20 protein-coding genes are annotated in these 22,507 nt (G+C 59.6%); 18 read left to right on the top strand and 2 right to left on the bottom strand.

Annotation, left to right across the window (positions count from 1 at the left end):
* Positions 1–59 precede the first annotated feature (59 nt).
* Both VMY05_01705 and VMY05_01700 read left to right on the top strand, forming a co-directional pair.
* Positions 60–995, top strand: coding sequence for a PfkB family carbohydrate kinase (locus VMY05_01705; protein HUV29796.1), 936 nt, complete (start codon positions 60–62; stop codon positions 993–995).
* A 37-nt stretch (positions 996–1,032) separates the two neighbouring features.
* The gene (locus tag VMY05_01700; protein HUV29795.1) at positions 1,033–1,593 is read left to right on the top strand and encodes a nitroreductase family protein; all 561 of its coding nucleotides are present in this window, start codon (positions 1,033–1,035) and stop codon (positions 1,591–1,593) included.
* 79 nt (positions 1,594–1,672) lie between these two features.
* Here the strand turns inward: VMY05_01700 and VMY05_01695 are convergent, their stop codons facing one another.
* Positions 1,673–2,320: a TetR/AcrR family transcriptional regulator gene (locus VMY05_01695; GenBank protein ID HUV29794.1), complete on the bottom strand. Its 648-nt coding sequence runs from the start codon at positions 2,318–2,320 to the stop codon at positions 1,673–1,675.
* Positions 2,321–2,538: 218 nt separating this feature from the next.
* Here VMY05_01695 and VMY05_01690 point away from each other — a divergent pair, with 218 nt between their 5' ends.
* The 14 genes from VMY05_01690 to VMY05_01625 all read left to right on the top strand — a co-directional run bounded on the left by VMY05_01690 (position 2,539) and on the right by VMY05_01625 (position 18,721).
* A complete protein-coding gene (locus VMY05_01690; GenBank protein ID HUV29793.1) occupies positions 2,539–3,753 on the top strand; it encodes an inositol-3-phosphate synthase in 1,215 nt (404 codons plus the stop codon).
* 61 nt (positions 3,754–3,814) lie between these two features.
* Complete coding sequence (tmk, locus tag VMY05_01685; protein ID HUV29792.1) at positions 3,815–4,477, top strand: dTMP kinase; 663 nt, start codon at positions 3,815–3,817, stop codon at positions 4,475–4,477.
* The gene (locus tag VMY05_01680; protein HUV29791.1) at positions 4,474–6,051 is read left to right on the top strand and encodes a S41 family peptidase; all 1,578 of its coding nucleotides are present in this window, start codon (positions 4,474–4,476) and stop codon (positions 6,049–6,051) included. Before tmk ends, VMY05_01680 begins: the two co-directional genes overlap by 4 nt.
* Entirely contained in the window at positions 6,048–6,815 is a 768-nt protein-coding gene (locus VMY05_01675; GenBank protein HUV29790.1) for a sulfite exporter TauE/SafE family protein, read from the top strand. The genes VMY05_01680 and VMY05_01675 overlap by 4 nt, the downstream gene beginning before the upstream one ends.
* Positions 6,812–7,093: a hypothetical protein gene (locus VMY05_01670; protein ID HUV29789.1), complete on the top strand. Its 282-nt coding sequence runs from the start codon at positions 6,812–6,814 to the stop codon at positions 7,091–7,093. Before VMY05_01675 ends, VMY05_01670 begins: the two co-directional genes overlap by 4 nt.
* Before the next feature lie 6 nt (positions 7,094–7,099).
* On the top strand, positions 7,100–7,768 hold the full coding sequence (locus VMY05_01665; protein ID HUV29788.1) for an MtnX-like HAD-IB family phosphatase: 669 nt from the start codon (positions 7,100–7,102) through the stop codon (positions 7,766–7,768).
* Between the two features lie 28 nt (positions 7,769–7,796).
* A complete protein-coding gene (locus VMY05_01660) occupies positions 7,797–10,298 on the top strand; it encodes a sugar phosphate nucleotidyltransferase (GenBank protein HUV29787.1) in 2,502 nt (833 codons plus the stop codon).
* 389 nt (positions 10,299–10,687) lie between these two features.
* The gene (gene asnS, locus VMY05_01655; protein HUV29786.1) at positions 10,688–12,085 is read left to right on the top strand and encodes an asparagine--tRNA ligase; all 1,398 of its coding nucleotides are present in this window, start codon (positions 10,688–10,690) and stop codon (positions 12,083–12,085) included.
* An 857-nt stretch (positions 12,086–12,942) separates the two neighbouring features.
* Positions 12,943–13,539 (top strand): sigma-70 family RNA polymerase sigma factor, encoded by a 597-nt coding sequence (locus VMY05_01650; GenBank protein ID HUV29785.1) that lies wholly within the window; start codon positions 12,943–12,945, stop codon positions 13,537–13,539.
* Positions 13,523–13,777, top strand: coding sequence for a zf-HC2 domain-containing protein (locus VMY05_01645; protein ID HUV29784.1), 255 nt, complete (start codon positions 13,523–13,525; stop codon positions 13,775–13,777). Before VMY05_01650 ends, VMY05_01645 begins: the two co-directional genes overlap by 17 nt.
* A 178-nt stretch (positions 13,778–13,955) precedes the next feature.
* On the top strand, positions 13,956–16,310 hold the full coding sequence (locus tag VMY05_01640; GenBank protein ID HUV29783.1) for an MMPL family transporter: 2,355 nt from the start codon (positions 13,956–13,958) through the stop codon (positions 16,308–16,310).
* A gap of 30 nt (positions 16,311–16,340) precedes the next feature.
* A complete protein-coding gene (locus VMY05_01635) occupies positions 16,341–17,141 on the top strand; it encodes an outer membrane lipoprotein-sorting protein (protein ID HUV29782.1) in 801 nt (266 codons plus the stop codon).
* Between the two features lie 16 nt (positions 17,142–17,157).
* Positions 17,158–18,435 (top strand): DUF1302 family protein, encoded by a 1,278-nt coding sequence (locus VMY05_01630; GenBank protein HUV29781.1) that lies wholly within the window; start codon positions 17,158–17,160, stop codon positions 18,433–18,435.
* A 73-nt stretch (positions 18,436–18,508) separates the two neighbouring features.
* Positions 18,509–18,721: a DUF2892 domain-containing protein gene (locus VMY05_01625; GenBank protein ID HUV29780.1), complete on the top strand. Its 213-nt coding sequence runs from the start codon at positions 18,509–18,511 to the stop codon at positions 18,719–18,721.
* A 140-nt stretch (positions 18,722–18,861) separates the two neighbouring features.
* Here the strand turns inward: VMY05_01625 and VMY05_01620 are convergent, their stop codons facing one another.
* On the bottom strand, positions 18,862–20,046 hold the full coding sequence (locus VMY05_01620; GenBank protein HUV29779.1) for a hypothetical protein: 1,185 nt from the start codon (positions 20,044–20,046) through the stop codon (positions 18,862–18,864).
* Between the two features lie 415 nt (positions 20,047–20,461).
* On the opposite strand from VMY05_01620, the gene VMY05_01615 reads away from it, so the two are divergent.
* Positions 20,462–21,265, top strand: a complete 804-nt coding sequence (locus VMY05_01615; protein HUV29778.1) for a hypothetical protein — start codon at positions 20,462–20,464, stop codon at positions 21,263–21,265.
* A gap of 62 nt (positions 21,266–21,327) precedes the next feature.
* A complete protein-coding gene (murQ, locus tag VMY05_01610; protein ID HUV29777.1) occupies positions 21,328–22,239 on the top strand; it encodes an N-acetylmuramic acid 6-phosphate etherase in 912 nt (303 codons plus the stop codon).
* Positions 22,240–22,507 lie beyond the last annotated feature (268 nt).

Here is a 22,507-nt window from a genome sequence, read left to right as displayed (position 1 = left end):
GCCAGACTGCCCGCCTGCGTCCCGCTTCCTGCTCGGTTTGAAGAAAGGCGGCTAAGCCCGTGATCACGGCGATCGGCAACCCTGTATACGACTACATCAGGACTCCTAAAGTCGACACGAAAGAGCGGATTCTCTCCGGCTGTTCCACCAACGCCGCGCTTGCCCTGGCCAAGATGGGTGAAGAGGTCAGGCTGATCGGGGCAATCGGCGACGACTTCAAAGAACAGTTTATCCGCGACCTGGCACCTTACCACATGCAGCATGAGATTGTCCCCTCTCGCGAGTCCGGCGGTTTCTCGCTCATTTACTACGACGACTTCGGCAACCGCACGCTCGACCTGCTCGGTCGGGCCGGCGGCATTGGCCGGCTTGAGCCGCAAGCGTACGCGGACTCCGGGGCCGTGCTGCTCGGGCCCATTCTCAAGGAGTTGACGTTCGAAGACATACGTGACATTCGCGCCAATCATGACGGCCTGCTCTTTTGCGACCCGCAGGGCCTGCTGCGCGGAGCACATGACAACGGCCGCATCTTTCACGAAAAGCCGGAGGGTATCGAAGGCATTCTCGGTATATGCGATATCGTCAAGCCGAACGAGTTGGAGGGCATGGTACTCACCGGGATCAACTGCCGCGAGGACCCTTACGAGGCGGCCAGGATTATCAAGTCGTGGGGGCCGCGCCTCGTGATCGTTACGCTGGCCGAACTGGGGTCAGTCATCTACGACGGCGACGAATTCATCAACATCCCGCCCTACGAAATCGACCTCGTCGACGCTACCGGCGCCGGTGACACGTACATGGGCGGGTTCGTTTTCGAATACCTCAGGACCGGCGGCGACCTGTGGCAAGCCGGTTGCTATGCCTCCTGCACGTCGTCTGTCATGATCGAGCAGGTGGGGCCGCATTTCAAGATGAGCGAGGCCATGATCCGCGAACGGCAGGAAGAGCTTCTGGCCCGGCGCGACTTCAAACCCGCCGTAGCCCGGAAGATATAGCAGAAAAGCAGCTTCCTCTTGTCCGGAAGGTGGTACTGTGGTAAAATCGATTTTCCTTGAGCGGCGCAGCCGGAGGTCCTACCTGGACAGGCCCGTGCCGCAGGACGTCCTTGAACGGCTGTTTGAGACCGTCCGCTGGTCACCCTCCTGTTCAAACAACCAGCCCTGGCGGTTTATATTCGTATCCGACACTCAGCAGCACGCGAAAGTGGTCTCGGCCCTGGCTCGCGGCAACCAGTGGGCCGCCCGAGCCCCGGTTCTCGTCGTTATCTGCGCCCGGGAACAGGACGACTACACGCGCGACGACGATCCAATCGCATATTACCAGTTCGATTGCGGTTTGGCCGCCATGTCGCTGCTGCTGGGGGCCGTCACTGAAGGCCTGATGGCGCACCCGATGGCCGGCTGGAAGGCACCGGCCATCAAGCAGGCCCTTGCCATTCCCGATGAATACCACGTCATGTGCGTGATTTCTCTCGGCTACGAGGGCCCGGCCGATCTCCTGGGTCCAAAAGAGCGCGAGCAGGACCAGGCTCCCCGCACCCGCAAAGCTGTCGGCAAGATCATCTCCGTGGACAGGTTCGATTTCCCGTCCTGAGAGCAGTTGCCGTACTCACCCGGCCCGTCAAGCGCTCAGCTCCCGTCGGCACCCCGGTGCCTGGCCGACCGAGGCCGCCCTATCCCTTTATGCCGTCAAAGAGAAACGAAACGAGGTATTCCTCGGTCTCGCGTCGCGGCGTCCTGTGGCCGGAGAACTGGCGTTGCACCAAGGCCTCGATGATGTTCGAGACAAGGTAGCCGGTCAAATCAACTTCGAAGTCTGCACGTATCTCGCCCGTCTGCGCGGCACGCTCGACAATCTCACACACGTACTGGCGGAAGTGCCGTTCCAGGTCAATCCCCTCCGTCACCACCGCCGCGTGTCGCAGGGCGTGAGTCACAAAAAGGTAGAACCTTTGCTCCGATCGGTACAGTTTGGCGTTAAGAACCAGCGCCTCGTAGAGGTAGCGCAGCCGCTCCCGGGCGAAGACGGTCTTCTCCTGCCGACGAATCTCGGCCAGCCATTTGACCAGGTAGTCGTCAAACACGAGGATAGTAAACTCCAGCAGGTGGCTCTTCGACGGAAAATACTGGAAGAACGATCCCTTCGAAATTCCGGCCTCGCGGCATAACCTGTCCACCGGCAGACCGTCGTACCCATACTCACCGAACAGCGCCACCGCCGTCCGGTAGATCTGATTCTTCTTCTGCCGTGGCAGCCGCCGGAACGTATCGTTGATTACGCCGCGCTCAACGAGGTCGGCGACGGTGTTTTCATCGAGCATTGAAAAACCTGCCTGTATCAGTGCCCCGGCGGCAGGCCGCAGGGCGCGTTGCGCAACACCTCACATGACCATTTGGTCACAATAGCTATACTATTATTATATATTTTTGCCCGCGGTGCAAATATAATTTGACCCCGCCGTCACGGCGCCTGTATCCTTGCCGCAGGCAGAAAAGTCAACAGGTCATAAAGGAACCATACAAGCAAGGGGTCAAAGGAATGGCAAAAGTGCGCGTGGCCATCATCGGCGTTGGCAACTGTGCCTCCTCCCTCGTGCAGGGAGTTGAGTTTTACCGGAAGGCCAAGGACGAGGACGTCGTGCCCGGCCTTATGCACGTCAATCTCGGCGGCTACCACATCCGGGACATCGAATTCTCAGCCGCCATCGACATCGACAAGAACAAGGTGGGCAAGGATCTTTCCGAGGCGATCTACACCTGGCCGAACAACACGTACAAGTTCTGCGACGTGCCCAAACTGGGAATCACCGTGCAGCGCGGCATGACGCACGACGGGCTGGGGTACTACCTTTCGCAGATCATCGAGAAAGCTCCCGGGGAGACGGTGGACATCGTCAGGTTGTTGAAAGACACCAACACGGACGTCGTTATCAATTACCTGCCCGTCGGTTCGGAGGAGGCCACAAAGTGGTACGTGGAGCAGATTCTGGAAGCCGGTTGCGGCCTGGTAAACTGCATCCCGGTCTTCATCGCCCGCGAGCCTTACTGGCAGAAGCGCTTCAAGGAGAAAGGCCTGCCCGTCATCGGGGACGATATCAAGTCACAGGTGGGTGCCACCATCGCCCATCGCGTGTTGACGCGCCTGTTTCTCGATCGCGGCGTGAAGCTGGAGCGGACCAGCCAGCTCAATGTCGGCGGCAACACCGATTTCCTGAACATGCTGGAGCGGTCGCGCCTGGAGTCAAAGAAGATCTCCAAGACCAACGCCGTTACCAGCCAGCTCACCTACGAGATGAAGCCCGGAAACATCCACATCGGACCGTCCGACTACGTCGAGTGGCTTGACGACCGCAAATGGGCCTACATCCGCATGGAGGGTACCACCTTCGGCAACGTGCCGCTCAACATCGAGATGAAGATGGAAGTGTGGGACAGCCCCAACTCCGCCGGCGTAGTGATCGACGCCGTGAGGTGCTGCAAGCTGGCCCTTGACAACAAGCTGTCCGGGGCCGTGGTGGAGCCCTCGTCCTATTTCAAGAAGTCGCCGCCCATCCAGTACACGGACGAAGAGGCCCGCCGCCTGACCGAGGAATTCATCGCCAGGTACGGCTGGAAAAAGGCGCGGCCGAAAGCGGCACGAGCCGCCGCCAAGAAACCCGCGGCCGCAAAACCGCCGGCCAAGAGAAAGGCGACCACGAAGAAAACGACCACGAGGACAACCCTTCCTCAGCGCGTGGTCAGAAAGAAAAAATAGTCTTGAATCAATCCGCGAATTGAGTAGATTAACCGGCGATCAACGATCGCCGGTTTTTTTCATGGTCACGAAGGCACGTACAAAAAGGAAAGCCACGAGAGTCAGACGGCCGCGGCTGTTTGTCACGTTCGAGGGAGTGGATGGGTGCGGCAAGTCGACTCAGACGGCACGCGCCGCGCGGTTTCTTACGGCTCAGGGCTACCGTGTCAGGCAGTTGAGAGAGCCGGGCGCCACCCGTGTGTCGGAGAGAATCAGAAGAATCCTGCTTGACCGGCGGATCGAGATGTCTCCCATCACCGAATTGTTGCTGTACGAGGCGGCCCGGGCGGAGATCATGGCCTGCGAAATCGTGCCCGCCCTTCAGGCGGGAACGATTGTCCTGTGCGACCGCTTCTACGACAGCACTACCGCCTACCAGGGGTATGGGCGCGGCCTGGATATCCGCATGGTGACATCGCTGCACCGGGTGGCCGTCGGGCAAATCCAGCCCGACCTCACTCTCGTCTTCGACCTGGACCTTTCGGCGGCCCGGGCCAGGCGGACGAAAAAGCCCGATCGCCTCGAGTCACAATCCGGGGCCTTCTTCCGCAGGGTCCGCCGAGGCTTCCTGGAAATCGCCCGGAAGGAGAGCCGGCGCGTCAAGGTCGTCGACGCGTCCCGTTCGGTAGATGAAGTCTTTGACGACGTCAAACACCACCTGATCCGGAAACTCGGCCGGCAATGAGTCACGTCCAGTCGTTCAATCGTCGCATCGTTCTTCTGTCCGTCCTCTTCATGTTTCTCCTGGTCGGGATCTGCGGAACCATGGCCGTGTACGTCCTGTCCGACCGCGGGCTGCACCGGGCGGTCTCGCTGGCGCATCTGGCCGTAGAGGTCGAACACATGTATTCCGGCCAACTGGACTGGGACGGCATGTTTCGATCCGCGATGGACGAGATGTTCCTGCAACTGGACCGCTACTCATCATACGTGGAGCCGGAACTGTTCGAGCAAATGGACGAGGAGATGACCGGCAGCTACGGCGGCATCGGCGTGACCGTCATTCCCCACCAGAGGGGGCTGATGATCATGTCGGTCCGGGAGGGCGGTCCGGCCTCACGGGGCGGGCTTTTGACCGGAGACGTCATCATCCAGGCCGACGGTGTCGTTCTCGCGCAGGTGTCGCCGGAACGCGCCAGCAGCCTGCTGCGCGGCAGGGAGGACACCGAGGTGGCGGTGAAGGTGCTGCGTCCGGTCAGTGACGATACGCTACTTCTGGATATAACGCGCAGCCGCATCGACCTCATGCACGTGCCGTTTGCGGGCTTCACTCCCGACAGCATTCTGTACCTTCGCCTGCTGGATTTCGACGCCGGAGCCTCAGAAGAGCTTGCCGAGGCCCTTGATTCCCTGCTTGCAGACCGCAAGAGGACACCCTGCGGCGTCATCCTTGACCTTCGCGGCAATCCGGGAGGCCTGTTCGCGGAGGCATATCGAACGGCCAATCTGTTCCTGGAGGCCGGCCGGTTCATTGTCGGCACTGACAGCCGCTCGCGCTGGAACAGGGAAGCCCATTATTCGAGCGGGCAGGACCGCACGGGCGGCCTTCCCATGGCGGTCATGGTTGATCGCGGCACTGCGTCGGCCGCCGAAATCGTCGCCGGAGCCTTGCGGCAACTGGGCCGAGCCGTCCTGGTGGGCGATACTACGTTCGGCAAGGGTCTTGTCCAGGGGTTCACGCGCTTTCCCGACGGAAGCGGCCTGCGGCTGACTATTTCCCGGTACTACCTTGACGGCGACGTTTACCTCAACGAGTTCGATTCCACGCTCAACGACACCGGGCACGGCCTGGTTCCGGACCATTATCTCAGGTCGGTCGAGCGAAGCGAGTTCCCCCGCGCGCTTGAAAACTCGCTGTTGCTGTACAAGTTCGCTCACGAACACCAGGATGAAATCATCGCCGCCTCCGATGGCTTCCGCCTCTCCGACGACTGGCTCAGGCGACTGGAGCGATTCGCGGTGCGCGAGAATTTCCGATTCGTCTCCCGGGCCACGCGCGGTGCCCAGTTGCTCGTCGACCTGTCCCGCCTCGAACGCGCCCGCATCCAGACGGTTAAGGCCGTCGGAGAACTCCTGAGACGAGCAAGAGCGGACGACGCCCGCCAGTTTGCGAAGTACGCCGATTATATCAAGATGCGGCTGCAGCAGATTGCCTGCGAACGGAGATTCGGGACGTACGAAGCATATGCACGCGTGCTTATCCACCAGAGGCCCGAGATTCAAACAGCCTCCAGGCTCCTGCGGGAACCCTCCACATGAGCGATTACCTACTCTACGTCATCTGCGGACTGACCGCCGGCGTGCTCGGCGGCTATCTCGGGCTGGGCGGCGGCATCGTCATGGTGCCCTTTCTCACCGTCGCGACCGGTCTTGATATGAAGACGGCGATTCCGGTCTCGGTGGCGGCAATCGTCGTAAACTCGATCGCGTCCTCCACGGAATACCTCAGGCGCGGCATGGTCGACCTGGAACTGGTGGTGGTACTGACCATCTTCATGGCCATGGGGAACATTACCGGGAGCATTCTCAGCAGCTACGTGCCCACCGATTTGCTGAGGCTCATGTTCACGGCTGTCCTGCTCTATACCGCTTTCGCGTTCCTCAAAGGGCGGCAGCCCTCGGAACGGATGACCTTTCAGGACAGTCGGAAGCGCTACCTGTTGCTGTGCAGCGCGCTCATCTACGTGGCCGGGACCCTGGCCGGAATGATCGGTATCGGCGGGGGAGTCATCATCATCCCCCTGTTGTTTCTGATCGTCGGGCTGCCGCTGACGACGGCGAGGGGGACGTCGGCCTTCCTGATAGGTTTCTCCGCAGCCGCCGCCACGGCCGTCTATTTCCTCAGCGGGCGCCTGGACCCGGCTGTCGTGTCGCCGGTGATCCTCGGCATCATTTTCGGCGGCAAAATCGGAGGTTACTTCGGCACTCTGGCCAAACCGTTCGTCGTGAAGATCCTGTTCTTCGTTACCATGCTTTATCTGGCTTTTCGCCTGGCCTGGGAACCCCTGGCAGGTCTGTTATGAAGGACAGGGTGCTTGATCTCGGGGTGCTTGTCGTCGTTCAGCGGGTGATGTGGTATCTTTTCCTCGTGTGGTTCCTGACCACAACCCTGCTCTCGGTGCTCGGCTGGCCGATCTCTGCCGATTTGTCCAGGTGGGGCATAATAATCGTGCTGCTGGCCACCCTCACGCGCCTGATCGTCCTGTCGGAAATGTTCCGCCGCTCGGCGTTTTACCGTTACTGGCTGCTGTGCTTCATGCTGGCCGCCCTCCTGCTGTCAACAATTGTGCTGGCGGGCTGATACTGTATGAGAAAGAAGCCCCTCCTGATATTCTGCGATTTCGACGGTACGGTCGCGACGACCGACATCGGGTACACGCTGTTTAACCATTTCTCCGGCGGCAGGAACGACGAACTGATCCCGGACTGGATGGAAGGGCGCATCTCCACCCGTGAATGCCTGCTGCGCGAAGCCGCCATGGTGCACGCCACCCCGAAAGAGATCCACGAATTTCTCGACCGGTTTAGTCTCGATCCCGGCTTCTCACGGTTTGCGGAACTCTGCCGCCGTAACCGGGTGGACCCGATCATCGTATCGGAGGGCCTGGACTTTTATATCAGGTACCTTCTGGACCGCCACGGGCACTCCGATCTTAAGTTCCTGTCAAACGTCGGGCGCCTTGTCGGTGACGGCATCAGCATCGAATTCCCGTACGTCAACCGCGAGTGCCGCCGATGCGGCAGTTGCAAGGGTGAGCGCATCGCTGAATACCGGGCCGGAGTCGGCTCCGATTGCCTCGTTGTCTTCGTGGGTGACGGTCTCTCGGATGCCTGCGCAACCAGGGAGGCGGACGTCGTTTTTGCCAAAAAAGACCTCGAACAGTATTGCCTCCGAGAGAATATTCGTTATACTGGCTTTACCGATTTCTTTGAGGTCAGCACCCGCATGCTCGAAATGGACATGCTGGCAGACTAATTGCCTACGTGGCGGAGGGAATCCGTTCGTGAAAGCGATTATAATGGCGGGGGGGTTCGGCACCAGGTTGCGGCCGCTCACCATTAATATCCCCAAGCCGATGGTGCCGGTCGGCAACCTGCCGATGATGGAGCACGTGGTCACGCTGTTGACCAGGCACGGCATCACCGACGTCACTTCGCTGCTGTACTTCCAGGGAGACGCCATCAGGGCTCATTTCGGCAACGGGAGCGCTTACGGGGTCAACATGAAGTACCGTCAGCCGGATGACGATTACGGCACGGCCGGAGCCGTCCGGTGCGCTCTGGACAAGATCAACGAAACGGTGATCGTTATTTCGGGCGACCTGATCTCCGATTTCGACCTGGCGGAAGCTATAAAGTGGCACCGGGAGCGCGGCTCGGAGGCCACGATTCTGCTCACCCGCGCCGAGAATCCCCTCAGCTATGGAATCGTCCTCACCGAATCTGACGGTCGCATTGTCCGGTTTCTGGAAAAGCCGAGCTGGGGCGAAGCCTTCTCCGATACCATCAATACCGGCATTTATATCCTGGAGCCGGGCACCGTCGAACTGATTCCCGCCAACCAGGACTTTGACTTCTCGCAGAACCTGTATCCGCTCATGCTTTCCCGGAAAATGAGACTGTACGGCAAGGTTATGGACGGCTACTGGAAGGACGTCGGCAACGTTGACGAATACCGGCGCGTGCATCAGGACCTGTACGCCGGACTCATGAATCTCGATCTGAAAGTCGAGCGGACTGCGTTGGACGGCGGCGTCGTGTTCAAGGGGGCCAATGTTCGTGTCGAAGAGGACGTTGAGCTGGCCGGAACGGTCATCCTCGGCGATGACGTCGTCGTGGAGCCGGGAGCCAGACTTCAGAACTGCACGGTCGGCCAGCGGAGCCGGATCGGCCGCCGGTGTCGACTCAAGGACACCACGATCTGGCCGGATGTGACCATCGGCCCCAACAGCGTGGCCAGCAGTGCCATTATATGCGGGCGTTCCTGGCTGGGCAAGAACGTCCAGTTGCAGGACAACGTCATCGTATCTGACGACTGCGTTCTCGGCGACGAATCGACCATCAAGGCCAACTGCAAAATCTGGCCGGCCAAGAGAGTCGACGATGGGGCCATAGTCTCCAGTTCCCTGGTCTGGGGTGAGAAGTGGAACCGGGAACTGTTCACGGACTCGAAAGTGACGGGCCTGGCCCTGACCGAGATCAGCCCGGAGATGTGCGTTCGCTTCGGGGCGGCTTTCGGTGCCTCACTGGGCCGGGGTGCGGCGGTCGTGACCAGCCGGGACGCCTCGGACATCTCCCGTCTGCTTCGCCGCAGTTTCATCTCCGGACTGCTGGCCTCCGGCGTCAACGTCTCGGACCTCGAGACCATGCCGATTCCGGTGGTGCGCTTTGCCCTGACCAAGGGGAAATATGCCGCCGGCATGTACGTCAGGCACAACCCCGACGATTACCGTCAGCTTGACATCATCATCTTTGACGGTAGCGGGCTGGACATGCCAACGGCGAAGCTGAAAAAGATTGAACGGAACTACTTCGGCGAGGATTTCGAGCGCGCAACCCTGGACACGATCGGCCATCTCGACACCCCCCAGCGCGTCATCGAGGACTATCGCCACGCGTTCCTGGCCGAGATAGACGTCAAGACGATCCGCAATGCCGCCTTCAAGCTCGTTATCGACCACTCCAACGGTTCTTCGTCGCAGATCTTCCCCACGCTCTTCTCCATACTGGGGGTGACCGCCACCGAGTTGAACGCCAGTCTCAATCCGCGCAAGTTCTCGACCTCTTCGGCGGAACAGGCGCAGTCGATTGTCCAGCTCTCGGCTATTGTCACGTCTCTGAAGGCCGACCTCGGGATCGCGCTCAACCCGACTGCGGAGAAACTGACCGTGGTCGACGAACGGGGCAAGCCGGTCGACAGTCAGTTGCTTCTCCTGCTGGTTACCGAACTGTACATCCGAGCGCAGCGCCCGAGATCGATCGCGGTGCCGATCAGCGCTTCCATGGGAGTCGAGGAAATCGCGGGGCAGCACGGGGTCGAGGTCATTCGAGTGGCCGATGCTCACCTGGCCATGATGGAAGCCCGCCGGCAGGGAAAAGCTGATTTCGTCGGCGGGACAAGGGGTGGCTTCATCTTCCCGGGCTTCCAGACCGGCTCCGACGCCATCCTGACCACGGCCAAGATTCTCGAAATGATGACCCACGCCAACACCAGGTTCGGAGAACTGCGCCAGAAGTTCGAACAATACGTGCGCGCAAGCGTCTCGGTGCCCTGCCCCTGGTCCAAGAAGGGGTTGGTAATGCGCCGACTGATCACCGACTCCAGCAGCAAGAAGCGGCAGCTGGTCGACGGCGTACGGATTCTCGAGGACGACAGCTGGGTCCTGGTCTCACCGGACCGTTTCAGGGCCTCCTTCAACATTCTGGCCGAATCGACGTCGAAGCAGAACACGTCGCGCCTTATAAGCCGCTATCGCTCCCTGGTAGAGGAATGTCAGAATAATTAGTGTCGCCGCTCGCCCGCGTGCGGCACGCGGCGAACCAGGGCTCCACCGGCCTCCCGACGCAGAATCCCGACCAGCAGGTAACGAATGGGCACAACAAAGTTCGCCGCCGGCCGTTACGGGCCGGCGGCGAACGCGAATGATAGGTCAGGAAGTGTTCGGCTTTCGCCGCTAGGAGCAAAACCCTTCTTGTGTACCTGTGTATACGTCCGATAGAGCTGGAAGTTCCATCCGGGGCACAAAAAGGATCGGGCCCGACCCCGACGGGCGGCTATTACTCCTTATATATTGCGCTTAGGGGCATTTCTGCTATTATTAGCCAGTGGCCCTGTCGGCCGCCCGCGGCCCCGGATCAAGGGGCACGTGACTCACACAGGGCACAAGGACCGAAAATGGATTACAAATCGAGGACAAAGATTGCCCGCATTCTAGTCGATGACAGCGTCCCCGTCGACTCCCAGGTCATAATCCTCGGCTGGGTGCGCAGCGCCCGCGTCAGCAAGGCGGTTGCTTTCGTTGACGTAAACGACGGCTCCTGCATGAGCAATATCCAGGGGGTCGTCAACGACCCGGAGAAGTTTCCCCTCGTCGAAAAGATACTCTCCGGCGCGGCGGTCCGGATCAGTGGTCGTCTGATCCACTCACAGGGCAAGGGGCAGAAGTACGAGGTGGCCGTGGACACGCTCGACGTGGTGGGCCATGCCGACTCAGCCTACCCGCTGCAGAAGAAACGCCATTCGTTCGAGTTCCTTCGCGAGATCGCACACCTGCGTCCCCGCACCAACACGTTCGGTGCCGTCAATCGCATCCGCTCCAAGCTTGCCTACGCCATCCACCGGTACTACTACGAGCGGGGCTTTTACTACATCCACACGCCTATTATCTCAGCCTCCGATGCAGAGGGCGCGGGCGACATGTTCCGCGTCACGTGCCTTGACCCGTCAAACGTGCCGCGCAAGGACGGCCAGGTCGACTGGGATGCCGACTTCTTCGCCCACGAGACTTTTCTGACGGTTTCCGGCCAGCTCGAAGCCGAGCTTCTGGCCACCGCCCTTGGTGACGTCTATACGTTCGGGCCGACCTTTCGAGCCGAGAACTCCAATACCAGCCGTCACGCCTCCGAATTCTGGATGATCGAGCCGGAAATGGCCTGGGCGGAGCTCGACGACAACATGGACCTCGCTGAGGACTTCGTGAAGTCACTCTTCCGTTTCGCGCTGGAGGATTGCGCCGACGAAATGGCGTTCTTCAGCAAGTGGATCGACAAGGACGTATGCCGGACGCTGGAGGCGGTTGCGTCGTCGGAGTTCGAGCGCCTCACCTATACGGAGGCGGTGAAAATCCTCGAGTCGGCCCGTGAACCCTTCGAGTACCCGGTCGGCTGGGGACGCGATCTGCAATCGGAGCACGAACGCTACCTGACTGAAAAGACGTTCCAAAAACCGGTCATTGTCTATGACTACCCGGAAGAGATCAAGTCCTTCTACATGAAGGTTAACGACGACGGTAAGACGGTCCGCGCCATGGACGTGCTCGTACCCAAGGTGGGAGAGATTATCGGCGGTTCCCAGCGCGAGGACCGCTACGACGTTCTGAAGGATCGAATGACCGCCAAGGGCATCACGGATTTCGACAACTACTTCTGGTACCTGGACATTCGCAGGTGGGGTTCGGTTCCGCACGCCGGGTTCGGCCTCGGTTTCGACCGCGCCATCATGTATATAACCGGCATGGCCAACATCCGCGACGTCCTCCCCTTCCCCAGGGTCCCGCGCTGGGTCAAGTTCTAAAGACGACTCTCGGAAAGCACCCGATTCCCGCTACTCCCCTTTCCTGATTGGAAACCGTCGGGTTATTTCAGGCAAAAAGAAACCCCGTGCCGTGGGGGAGGGAGACGGCCCGGGGTCGACTGACGGCATGGTTGTCATATCCCGATGTCCGTCCAGCCGCCAGTCAGCCTCTACTACAATGTTTGGGCGCGAGATGTTCCCGGCCGGCCGGTCTTTTTCCCAGATTCCCCTCAAGAGCCTGTAAATAATCAACATAGTGGGTCCAGCAAAGCCACAAAAAAAGTGCCCCGCGCCGGGGGGGAGGGGATCGACGCGGGGCCAAAGGCGGCATTGATGTCGTTCGAGGAGTCATTCCAGCCGCCTATCAGACTCTACTACAAAATCGGGCGTGAAAATGTTCCCCGAGACTCGGCCAATGGAAGAGAAACACGGACTCCGGGATGCGCTCCCGGCCGCGAACCGCGACGCGCGCCGAGCCGCCGTGTACGCTCTGCGCTGACCCCAACGGAGTTCTTCCTTCTCCGCGAAATGTGGAAATGACCGGAAAAATGTACCCCGTGCCGGGGGGGAGGGAGTCGGCACGGGGCTAGTCGGCGATATGGTGTCACGTCAAGGAGTCAGTCCAATCGCCAACCCTCTATTCATTACCCGGTAGCCGCGTGAAAGGTTCCCGCGACTTGCATATTTCAACATCGCCGCCGGGGCCGTATTCTTTCAGTCACGGCCGGCGGCAAAGCGGCGTACCGGCGGTCGCGGCCCCGCGTGCGGAGAAGACACATGATGCACCCGCGGTCTGCTTCTGCCACCCGCTCCTTTTTGATATAAACTTTGAATCGTTTTGTCTATATTTAAATCGTATGAGTGAACGGGAACTTGTCCAGAGAGCCCAGGCCGGTGATTTTGACGCTTTTTCGGAGCTGCTCAGCCGGCACAAGAACAGGATTTACGGTCTGGCCCGGAGACTGGCCGGCAACAAGCAGGACGCCGAGGACATCGTGCAGGAAACCTTCCTGAAGGCAGTTGACAAGATTGACCAGTTTCGCTTGGAGTCGTCGTTCGGCACCTGGCTGTACAGCATCGCCCTGAACGAGTCGCGAGCGCTGTACGCAAGCCGAAAACAGGTGGATCTCAAACCGCTTCAGGAATACCTGCCGGCCGGCCATTCCGACGGCGCCGGCCCCGAGGACCATCAGCTCTTTGACTGGCACGACCCCCACCAGGAGCTCGAAACGGCGGAGTTACGACGCGTGATTGACAAGGCCATAGGCGAACTGCCGTACAAGTATCGCGAGGCGTTCCTGTTGCGCTATGTCGAAGAGTTGTCGGTCAAAGAAGTGGCCCGGCTGATCGGCGAGAGCGAGGCGGCGACCAAGTCCAGAATTCTTCGTGCCCGGCTGGCTCTGCGCGATTTTCTGGCAGAAGTATTCGAGGGAAGTTATGGCAAGACATTGTGAAGAATACATTGAGGATCTCAGCGATTATATCGACGGCGAGATCGATCCTGAGCTTTGTGCCGAGATCAGGAAACACCTCAGCCAGTGCACTAATTGCCGTATCATGGTGGACACCATGAAGATGACGGTCAGTCTGTGCCGGGATGGCAAACCCGAACCGCTACCGCCGTCTCTCGAAAGCAAACTCAACGCCCTGCTCAAGCAACGGTGGGAAAAGAAGTTCGGCCGGAAGCCCTGAGCCTTCCATAACCTCCACAACCGGCCTCGGTTCCTTTCCCCCACTCCGCCCACACCGGCTTTCTTAGCCCGCGCCAACAGCTTACGCGCCGCCGTCAGCCGCGAAAAAATCTGAATCATTTCTGTCCGAGACCCATCTAACACTGGAAACATCAACCGCCCAGGAAAGAGGATGGAGTATGAAGAAGGGACTGACGGATTTCTCTATACGACGACCGTGGCTGGTCATCGCCATTGCCGTGGCGGTGACGGCCTTTTTTGCCGCCCAATTCCCCAGGATCAAGATTGACACCGATCCGCAGAACATGCTGGAGTCGGACGAGCCCACCCGCCTGCTGCACAGCGCTACCAAGGAAGATTTCGACCTGCACGATTTCATCGCCGTCGGCGTCGTGAAACAGCCGACCGCTTTCACGGCGGACATGCTCAACCGCATCTACCGGATTACGGCTGAAATACTCCAGATCGACGGCGTGATTGTCCGGGACATACTGGCTCCCTCGACCGTCGATGACATCGAACAGGGACCGGGCGGCATGCTGGTCGTAAAGCCGCTCATGGGCGGGGAGATCGCCTCGGATGAAGAGGCCGCGTATATCCTGACGCGCATTCTCGACAACCCGATTCTGCGCGGCAAGCTGGCCTCCGATGACGGCCAGGCGGTCGCGCTTTTCATACCTATCGAATCGAAGGATATGTCGCACCGGATCGCCGGAGAAATTCGTCATATCATAGACAGGCACGGCGGCGACGCCGAGTATCACATTGCGGGACTGCCGCTGGCGGAAGACTCCTTTGGCGCGGAGATGTTTGCCCAGATGGCCTACAGCGCGCCTGCCGCCATGCTCATCATCTTCCTGCTGCTGTTGTTGTTCTTCAGAAAGATCAAGATCATTCTCGCCCCCATGGTGGTCGCCCTGATGTCGGTGATCTGGTCGATGGGACTGCTTATCCTGACGGGCAATACCGTGCACATCATGTCCTCCATGATACCCATTTTCCTGATTCCCATCGCCGTATTAAACTCCATCCATATCATCTCCGAATTCCACGATCATTATAAACGATACAAGCACAAGGACTCGACCATCCGCCACTCGATCAACGAGTTGTTCGTACCCATGCTCTTCACCTCGTTGACCACCGTGGCCGGGTTTCTCTCCCTGGCTCTGACCCCGATTCCCCCGGTACGCGTGTTCGGCATTTTCGTGGCCTTCGGCATCGTTGTCGCCTGGTTGCTCTCGATCACCCTGAATCCGGCCATCGCCATGCTGATATCGACCCGGACACTGCGCAATTTTGGGGCCGTTGACGATCAGCACGGCCTGCTGACCGGAACCATGCACGCGTTTCGCGACTTCTCTTACCGGCACCACAAGGGCATTATCGGCGCTGCGGCGGCGGTCGTCGTCGTCGCCGTCGTCGGTCTCACCATGATTGAGGTCAACGACAACCCCGTGAAGTGGTTCAAGCGCTCCCACCCCATCCGCGTCGCCGATACAGCCATGAATCAGCACCTGGCCGGCACGTACGTGAATTACCTCGTTTTTCAGGGTGACGAGGAAGACCTGATGAAATCTCCGCAGGTCGCAGTCTACATGGAATCTTTCCAGCGCGAACTGGAGAAGGAAGACATTGTAGGGGCCACCACCGGCCTGACCGACATTGTCAAGAAGGTCCGATACGAGCTGTTCGGCGCGGACTCGTCCAGGCTCGCCCTGCCCGAATCCCGGCAGGAAATCGCCCAGTTGCTCTTCCTGTTCGAATTGTCGGGCGGTGATCCCGACGACCTCTTCAAGTTCGTGACGCCCGGATACGACAAGGCCAACGTCTGGGTGCAATTAAAGAACGGCGACAATCGCGCCGTTTCCGGCGTCGTTGAGCGCGGCACGCGTTTTCTGGCCTCGAACCCGCCGCCGCCGGGTGTGACGGTCCACTGGGCCGGGCTGCCCTATATCAACGTCGAATGGCAGCGTCAGATGGTCACGGGCATGCGTTCTTCGCTGCTCGGTTCCTACGCCGTGGTCTTCCTCATGATGATATTCCTCTTCCGGTCATTCCGGTGGGGGGTCATCTCGATGCTGCCGCTGTCGATCACGATCATGGCCATCTACGGCTTCATAGGTTTCATCGGCAAGCCGTACGACATGCCGGTGGCGGTGCTTTCCTCTCTGACGCTGGGGCTGTCGGTCGACTTTGCCATACACTTCATCCAGCGACTCCGCATGGTTCATGCCCGCACGAAGGACTTCAGGGAGTCCTTCCGTGAGATATTCGAGGGGGCCGGCAGGGCGATCGGCCGGAACGTGCTGGTCATCGCCATCGGTTTCGTGCCCATGCTCTTCTCCACGCTGGTGCCGTATATCACGGTCGGTTCCTTCTTCCTCGCCATTATGGTCATCTCCGGTCTGGTGACCATGCTGCTTCTGCCGGCGATAGCCCGCACCTTCAGCAAATCGCTCTTCGCCGTGCCGGTCCGCGCCGTGACGGCTGAGCCATCGAGCGCCAAGGCCCTGAAAACCGAGAATCAATAACACGTGACAAATAAGAAAAGGATGGAAACGATGAGAAACCTGACTCGCTACTTAACAAGCTCGCTGATGGCCGTCGTAGTCTTTGCGCTGGCCGCGTCAGCCGAGGATGCAGCCGGGATCATGGAAAAATCCCACCTCGCCTACTACTACGCGGGTGATGACGGCACTGCCGACGTGACCATGACCATCACGGACAAGAGGGGCAAGGAGCGTCGCCGCGAATTCACCATGCTGCGCCTTGACGTGGAGGAAGGCGGCAACCAGAAATACTACACGTACTTCAGGAAACCGTCCGACGTTGCCCGGCTTACCTTCATGGTCCACAAGACGTCCGACGGCAACGACATGAGATGGATCTACGTTCCGGCCGTCGACCTGATAAAACCGATCTCCGCCGACGACAAGAACTCGAGCTTCGTCGGGTCCGATTTCTCCTACGAAGACGTCTCCGGGCGCCACTGGACCGAAGACAGCCATACGCTGACGGGCGAGGCCGAGCTGAACGGCACCACGGTCTTTGTCATCGAGTCAATACCCAATCAACCCTACAACGGGTTCAGCCGCAAGATCTCCTATATCGACAAGAACACATACCTGCCGCTCAAGGAGGAGTACTTCGACAAGAACGGTACCATGACCCGGGTCTTTACGGCGGAGAAGATCGAGGAGGTCGACGGTATCCTGACGGTCACGGCGCGCAGTATGGAGGATCTCAAGAAGGGCAGCAAGACCGTCGTGACGTTCTCAAAGATCGCCTACAACCAGGACGTTCCGGACGACCTGTTCACGGAGCGATACCTCAAGAACCCTCCGCGCAAGTTCATCAAGTAACCGGTGGAGGTGGCAGGTGAAACAGATAGCAGCGGTAATGTTTGCTCTGATCCTCGTGCTGACGGGTGTTTCCCGGGCCGACGTGACCTGGGGCGGATTTTTGCAGGGGCTCTACGGCGGCCGCCTGGACAAGGACAATCCCACGTCGACCGAATACACGGCCTCGGAAACGCGTTTGCAGCTCCGCGCGGAACATTTCGGCGACGCGGGCGAGTTTTTCGGCCGCCTGGATTTCGTGTACGATGGCGCCGACTCCAGCCGGTTGGATTGGGAGTTGCGCGAGGGATACCTCAAATTCGTGCTCGGTGACAACTTCGACTTCAAGATAGGCCGCCAGGTCCTCACCTGGGGAACCGGCGACCTCATATTCATAAACGACGTTTTCGCCAAGGACTACCGGTCGTTCTTCATCGGGAGGGATGATCAGTACCTGAAAGCCCCTCAGAACGCGGTTCGCGTCGAGTACTACCACCCGCTGGGAAACGTCAACGCCGTCTGGACGCCGAACTTCGAGCCCAATCGCCTGCCGACCGGGCGGCGGCTCAGCTATTACAGCCCGTTTCCGGCCGCGCCGTGGGCTCCGGGTATCGTCGGCACGGGAGCCGACGACACATTCTATTTCGAGCCGCCGAGGCCGCCATCGAGATTTGAAAACGCAGAGACAGCACTGCGATTCCAGCGGCAGGTGGGCAACTTCGCCACGGCCCTGTATTTCTACAGGGGGTTTTACAAGAACCCCGTGGGTGCAATGACGGTTGACGGACGGCTGACTCCCTACTATCCGCGCCTGAACGTTTACGGAGCGTCCGCGCGCGGGGCCGTTTGGCAGGGAGTGCTCTGGATCGAGGGCGGGTATTTCGATTCCCGCGAAGACAGGTGCGGCGGTAACCCGTTGATCCCGAACTCAGCGGCCACCGCCATGATCGGGTACGAACGACAGATCGCCGCGAACCTGACGGTGAACGCTCAGTGGCAGATCGACTGGATGACGGACTATGACAAGTTCGCGGCTCAGCAGCCGGCAGGTCTTTTTGTCCGCGACGAATTCCGCCACCTCGTCACGTCGCGCCTTACCAGACTGCTGATGGACGAGAACCTGAGCCTCTCGGCCTTCGCGTTCTTCTCGCCGACCGACAAGGACGCGTATATCAGGCTGCGCCTCGGGTACAAGCACACGGACGAGATTGCTCTCGCCGTGGGCGGGAACATCTTTGGCGGCAGCCATGAAAACACCGAATTCGGCCAGTTTCAGAAGAATGACAACGCCTACCTGAAAGTCACCTACGGGTTTTAAGATACTCACGGTTCGAGATACAGAAGAACGTCGCCTGACCTGATCGTCAAGCAGCGTGGAAAAGAGGCTTTATATGACACCGGAAAACACCATTAGACTTCTCGCGGGCACGCTGGTCCTGCTGTCGCTGACACTGTACTATTTCGTGTCCCCGTACGGGCTCCTTTTGGCCGCGTTTGTCGGGCTGAACCTCCTTCAGTCGGCGCTGACGAAGTTCTGTCCCGCAGAAATCGTCTTGAAGAAGACGTTTCTCCGGCCATCGGCCGATTCCTGTGACGGCGGCTAGCGCTCCGGACCCGCGCCGCCGCTTGTCCGACGCCCGCCAAGCCCGGCGTTTTGAATTATCGGAAGGGCATGAGAAACGGCAGGACCGTCAGCGGTCCTGCCGTTTTAGTCAATGTCCTCTCGGGCAGCCGAAGCTGCACCTTAGAACTCGAGAATGAACGAAGTCTGGGCACGCAGGCTGGCCACACTGCCCGCGTCCTTATATTGCGTTTTCCACTGTGAAAGCTCGAAGCCGATGGTGGCCTGCGGGACAACGGCGTAGCGGATGTTACCCCAGACGCAGCGGTTCTTGGCGCGACTGGCCACACCCAACTCATCATCGTCCGGATCATCCATGCCGATACCGGCCGAAAGCTTGACCGGATCCGAGGGCGACATCCAGACAGAAACCCAGCCGCCGACGGTCGCCAGACCATCCACGACATTCGTGTTGAGAATGCCACCGTAGTAGCTGCCCAGATTCTCTCCCGTGAACAGCTCGCTGGAGATCCCGAACCCGGTCGGCCACGTCAGCGCCATGTGACTTGACGCCGCCCAGGTCTTGTACGTCGCAGAGTTCCCCAACGTGGTCTCGGCCTTCAACCGGCCCCACAGGGCGGAGGCACCGAGCCTGAGAGAAGTACCGGAGGCAAACTGGTGGTCAACCTCGCAGAGTCCCTGGAACGAAGGTATCCCGGCGTCCGCACCGTCCTCGTCCCCGTCGCTGAACTCACCGGCGGCAAGGGTGAAGGTCGGTGTCAGATCGCTGCCGATCGTGCGGTAGAACCCGGCGGCCACGGTAACTTCCGTCACCGGACCGGTATCGAGGGTGTGCCAGAGGCTGATCTGCGGGCGACGGTAACCGATGTTGCCACATCCCCACAGTACCGAATAATTCAACGTGGTCGGGTTCAACGGAGAAATCATATCCCAGGTTTGACCTGCGACAATGCGCGTGTTTTCCATCTCCAGGGTGAAGTAGGCATGCCGCAACTGCAACATTGCCTGATTCTCCGCGATCGCCCCCGCGGCAGCACCGGCGTACAGATCGAATTCGAGCTGTCCCGACACGGCGATATCCCGCGAGGGATCTCCGGTGATGCTGAGACCGAAACGAGTTTCGTTAGCCGTCATGTTGAACTGTTCGTCATCCCCGTTGTACACCCGCGGGTTGATCCACATGACGTAGTTGCCGTGGCTGGTAAGGTTTTCATCCCACGAACCGTCGAGTTTGAGAGACCCGTACCAGTTCAGATCGAATGAACCTGTGTCCGTGGCCGGCGCGTTGGATACCGCTAGCAGGCCCAGACAGACAACGCCCAATGCAATCCTCGCCATACTCTTCATGGCAATCCTCCTTAATTGAACCTTGGGTTTGGCTATGATATTGACCTCCGCCCATTCATCTTTCCATATCGGAATCTGAACCGGAAAACTAACAGTCGCCAGACACCATTAATTGGCAAATCGCTGGCCGAACGCAGTAAGTGGCGGAATGGCAACGGGTTAGTTGGATGGCGCCCAAATCGCTGTCCCTGGGACTCTACCTCCATGCTGGAAGAAAAGAGGACCCCTGACAGGGCATCTTGCCGGCGGGCTGATTAGCCGTCATTCCGGGCAGCGCCCGCCGTGACTCCCGAAACGGGCCTGTCCCGTGACCGGGTGCGCTCCGCCGCGAGCACAGACGCGTGTTTTTCGGCGCATCGGTTACTCTGGACATTCCGGTAAATCCGCTCGATCTTCCTGCCGATACAGGTAACGTATGGTTGAGACCTGCCTAAAGACGAGCCGATGGCTGTTCACCCTGGTCGCCCTTGCGCTGCTCACGGCCGCTTCAGGGTGCAATGACAGTCCGGTCAAGACGGACGAGGAAACCTACGGCATTAGCGGTGCGCTGGTGGTTGACCCCAATCTGGCGTCCAACCCCATCTCGAAGAGCCTTAAGGTGGTGGTCAGGCTGGAACGCGGGGAGCACATCGTGACCACCGGCCAGGTCAGCCTGGCGGGGCGAACGCTCCCGTTTGAGGCCTGCGAACAGTGTCTGGACTCCGCCTACTGGTTGATGACCGATTCACCGTATGTTTTTACCGACTCGTTACTGCCGCTGGAGGTACAGGACGGCACCGAGCTTGCGTACGCGACCACCGTCAACGTAGCCGACAGTTTCACGATCACCAATGTCGTGCCGACCAATCGGCTCATTCAGGGCAATGACCAGGCGTCGCTTGAATGGAGCACCAGCAATCGGGCCGAGGTTTTCGTTATCGCCGCCGTGCTGAGCGACTCCGTGTACACCGGGTACGGGTTCAGCAAATATGCCGACGACCAGACCATTCCTCCCGAAGCCTTCGCACTCAGCGGCGGGGTCGAGCCGGACACCGGCCTGTACAACCTGTACGTTTACGCCCTTACCGGCACGCCCGATTCCTCCCTGACCAGCGGATTGCTCCCGGTGCCGCTGCCCGACCAGCGTCCGGACAACATCTCGCTGCCGGAGCTCAGCGGAAAGTTCGGGACGATTGTGGTGACCCTTTTCGATACGCTACGCGTCGCCCAGCAGCCCTGACAGCCGGCCGATCCGATACTCTTTTTCTTGCCTTACGTCCCGCTACCGTCTACGTTTGCTCTATGGCCGACTTTGAAAAACTCATCAAGCAGCTGCAGAAGCTCGAGACCGAACAGGTCAACCCCGCCACCGCGGACATCGACTCTCTGAGCAGCCGCGAGATTGCCCACAGGATAAACGACCAGGACGGAACCGTAGCCGATGTCGTAAACAAAGCCCTGGGACCGATCTCTCGGGCAGCCGAGATTTTTGCCGACACCCTCCGATCGGGCGGGAGAGTCTTTTATGTAGGCGCAGGAACCTCCGGCCGCCTGGGCGTCCTGGACGCCGCCGAATGTCCGCCGACTTTCGGTACCGATCCTGACCGGATCATCGGTATCATCGCCGGTGGACCGGCCGCCCTGATACTCTCCATCGAAGGCATGGAGGATAACCGCGACGCGGCCGTCATTGACCTGGAAAAACACGGCCTTACACCGTCCGACTTCGTTATCGGCATCTGTGCCTCCCGGCGGACACCGTACACGTTGTCGGCCCTCGCGTACGCCGCGACAACAGGATGCAGGACAGCGTTTATCATATGCAACAAGGGCGCTGATCTGCCGGTCCGACCCGACGTTGTGATCGAACTGCCGGTCGGACCTGAAGCCATCACGGGCTCCACCAGAATGAAATCAGGCACGGCACAGAAGATGGCCCTCAATATGATTTCCACCACTGCCATGGTCCTGCTCGGCAAGACCTACGGGAATCTGATGATTGACCTTCAGGCGAAATCCGAAAAGCTCGCCGCACGATCGCGCAAAATCCTGATGGATCTGTACGACCTGACGCTGGAGAAGGCCGACGATTTGCTCCAACGATCCGGGGGGTCCGTCAAGACTGCAATGGTCATGCAGCAACTCCGGTGCGACAGGAGCACGGCAGTAACGAAGCTGCAGCAGGCGGGCGGCTTTGTCTCACGGGTGAAGTAGATCACTTTCCGCGAGAAACCGGCAGGGGAATTCGGATTAAGCAGGCCCTTCAAGTCTCCCGACTGTTTTGTTGAGTCTGTTTCCGGTTGTTTCTCAGGCAGACTGTCCTCCGGTGGGCGATACTGCCGGTCCCAGGGTGGCGGGCTAGTGAATTCGAATCCTATTCCCGCATCGGCCAACTCGATAAGTTCCCGCAGGCTGGCCATGAGTATGTAATATCCATGGCGGCCTTTGTACTTACACTTAGCAGAATCGGGCAGTGGTCCAA

It is taken from the genome of Acidobacteriota bacterium (genome assembly GCA_035529075.1).
GTDB lineage: Bacteria > Zixibacteria > MSB-5A5 > GN15 > FEB-12 > DATKXK01.
Note: the sequence above shows the minus strand (reverse complement) of the source record. Positions and strands in the feature narration are given on the sequence as shown.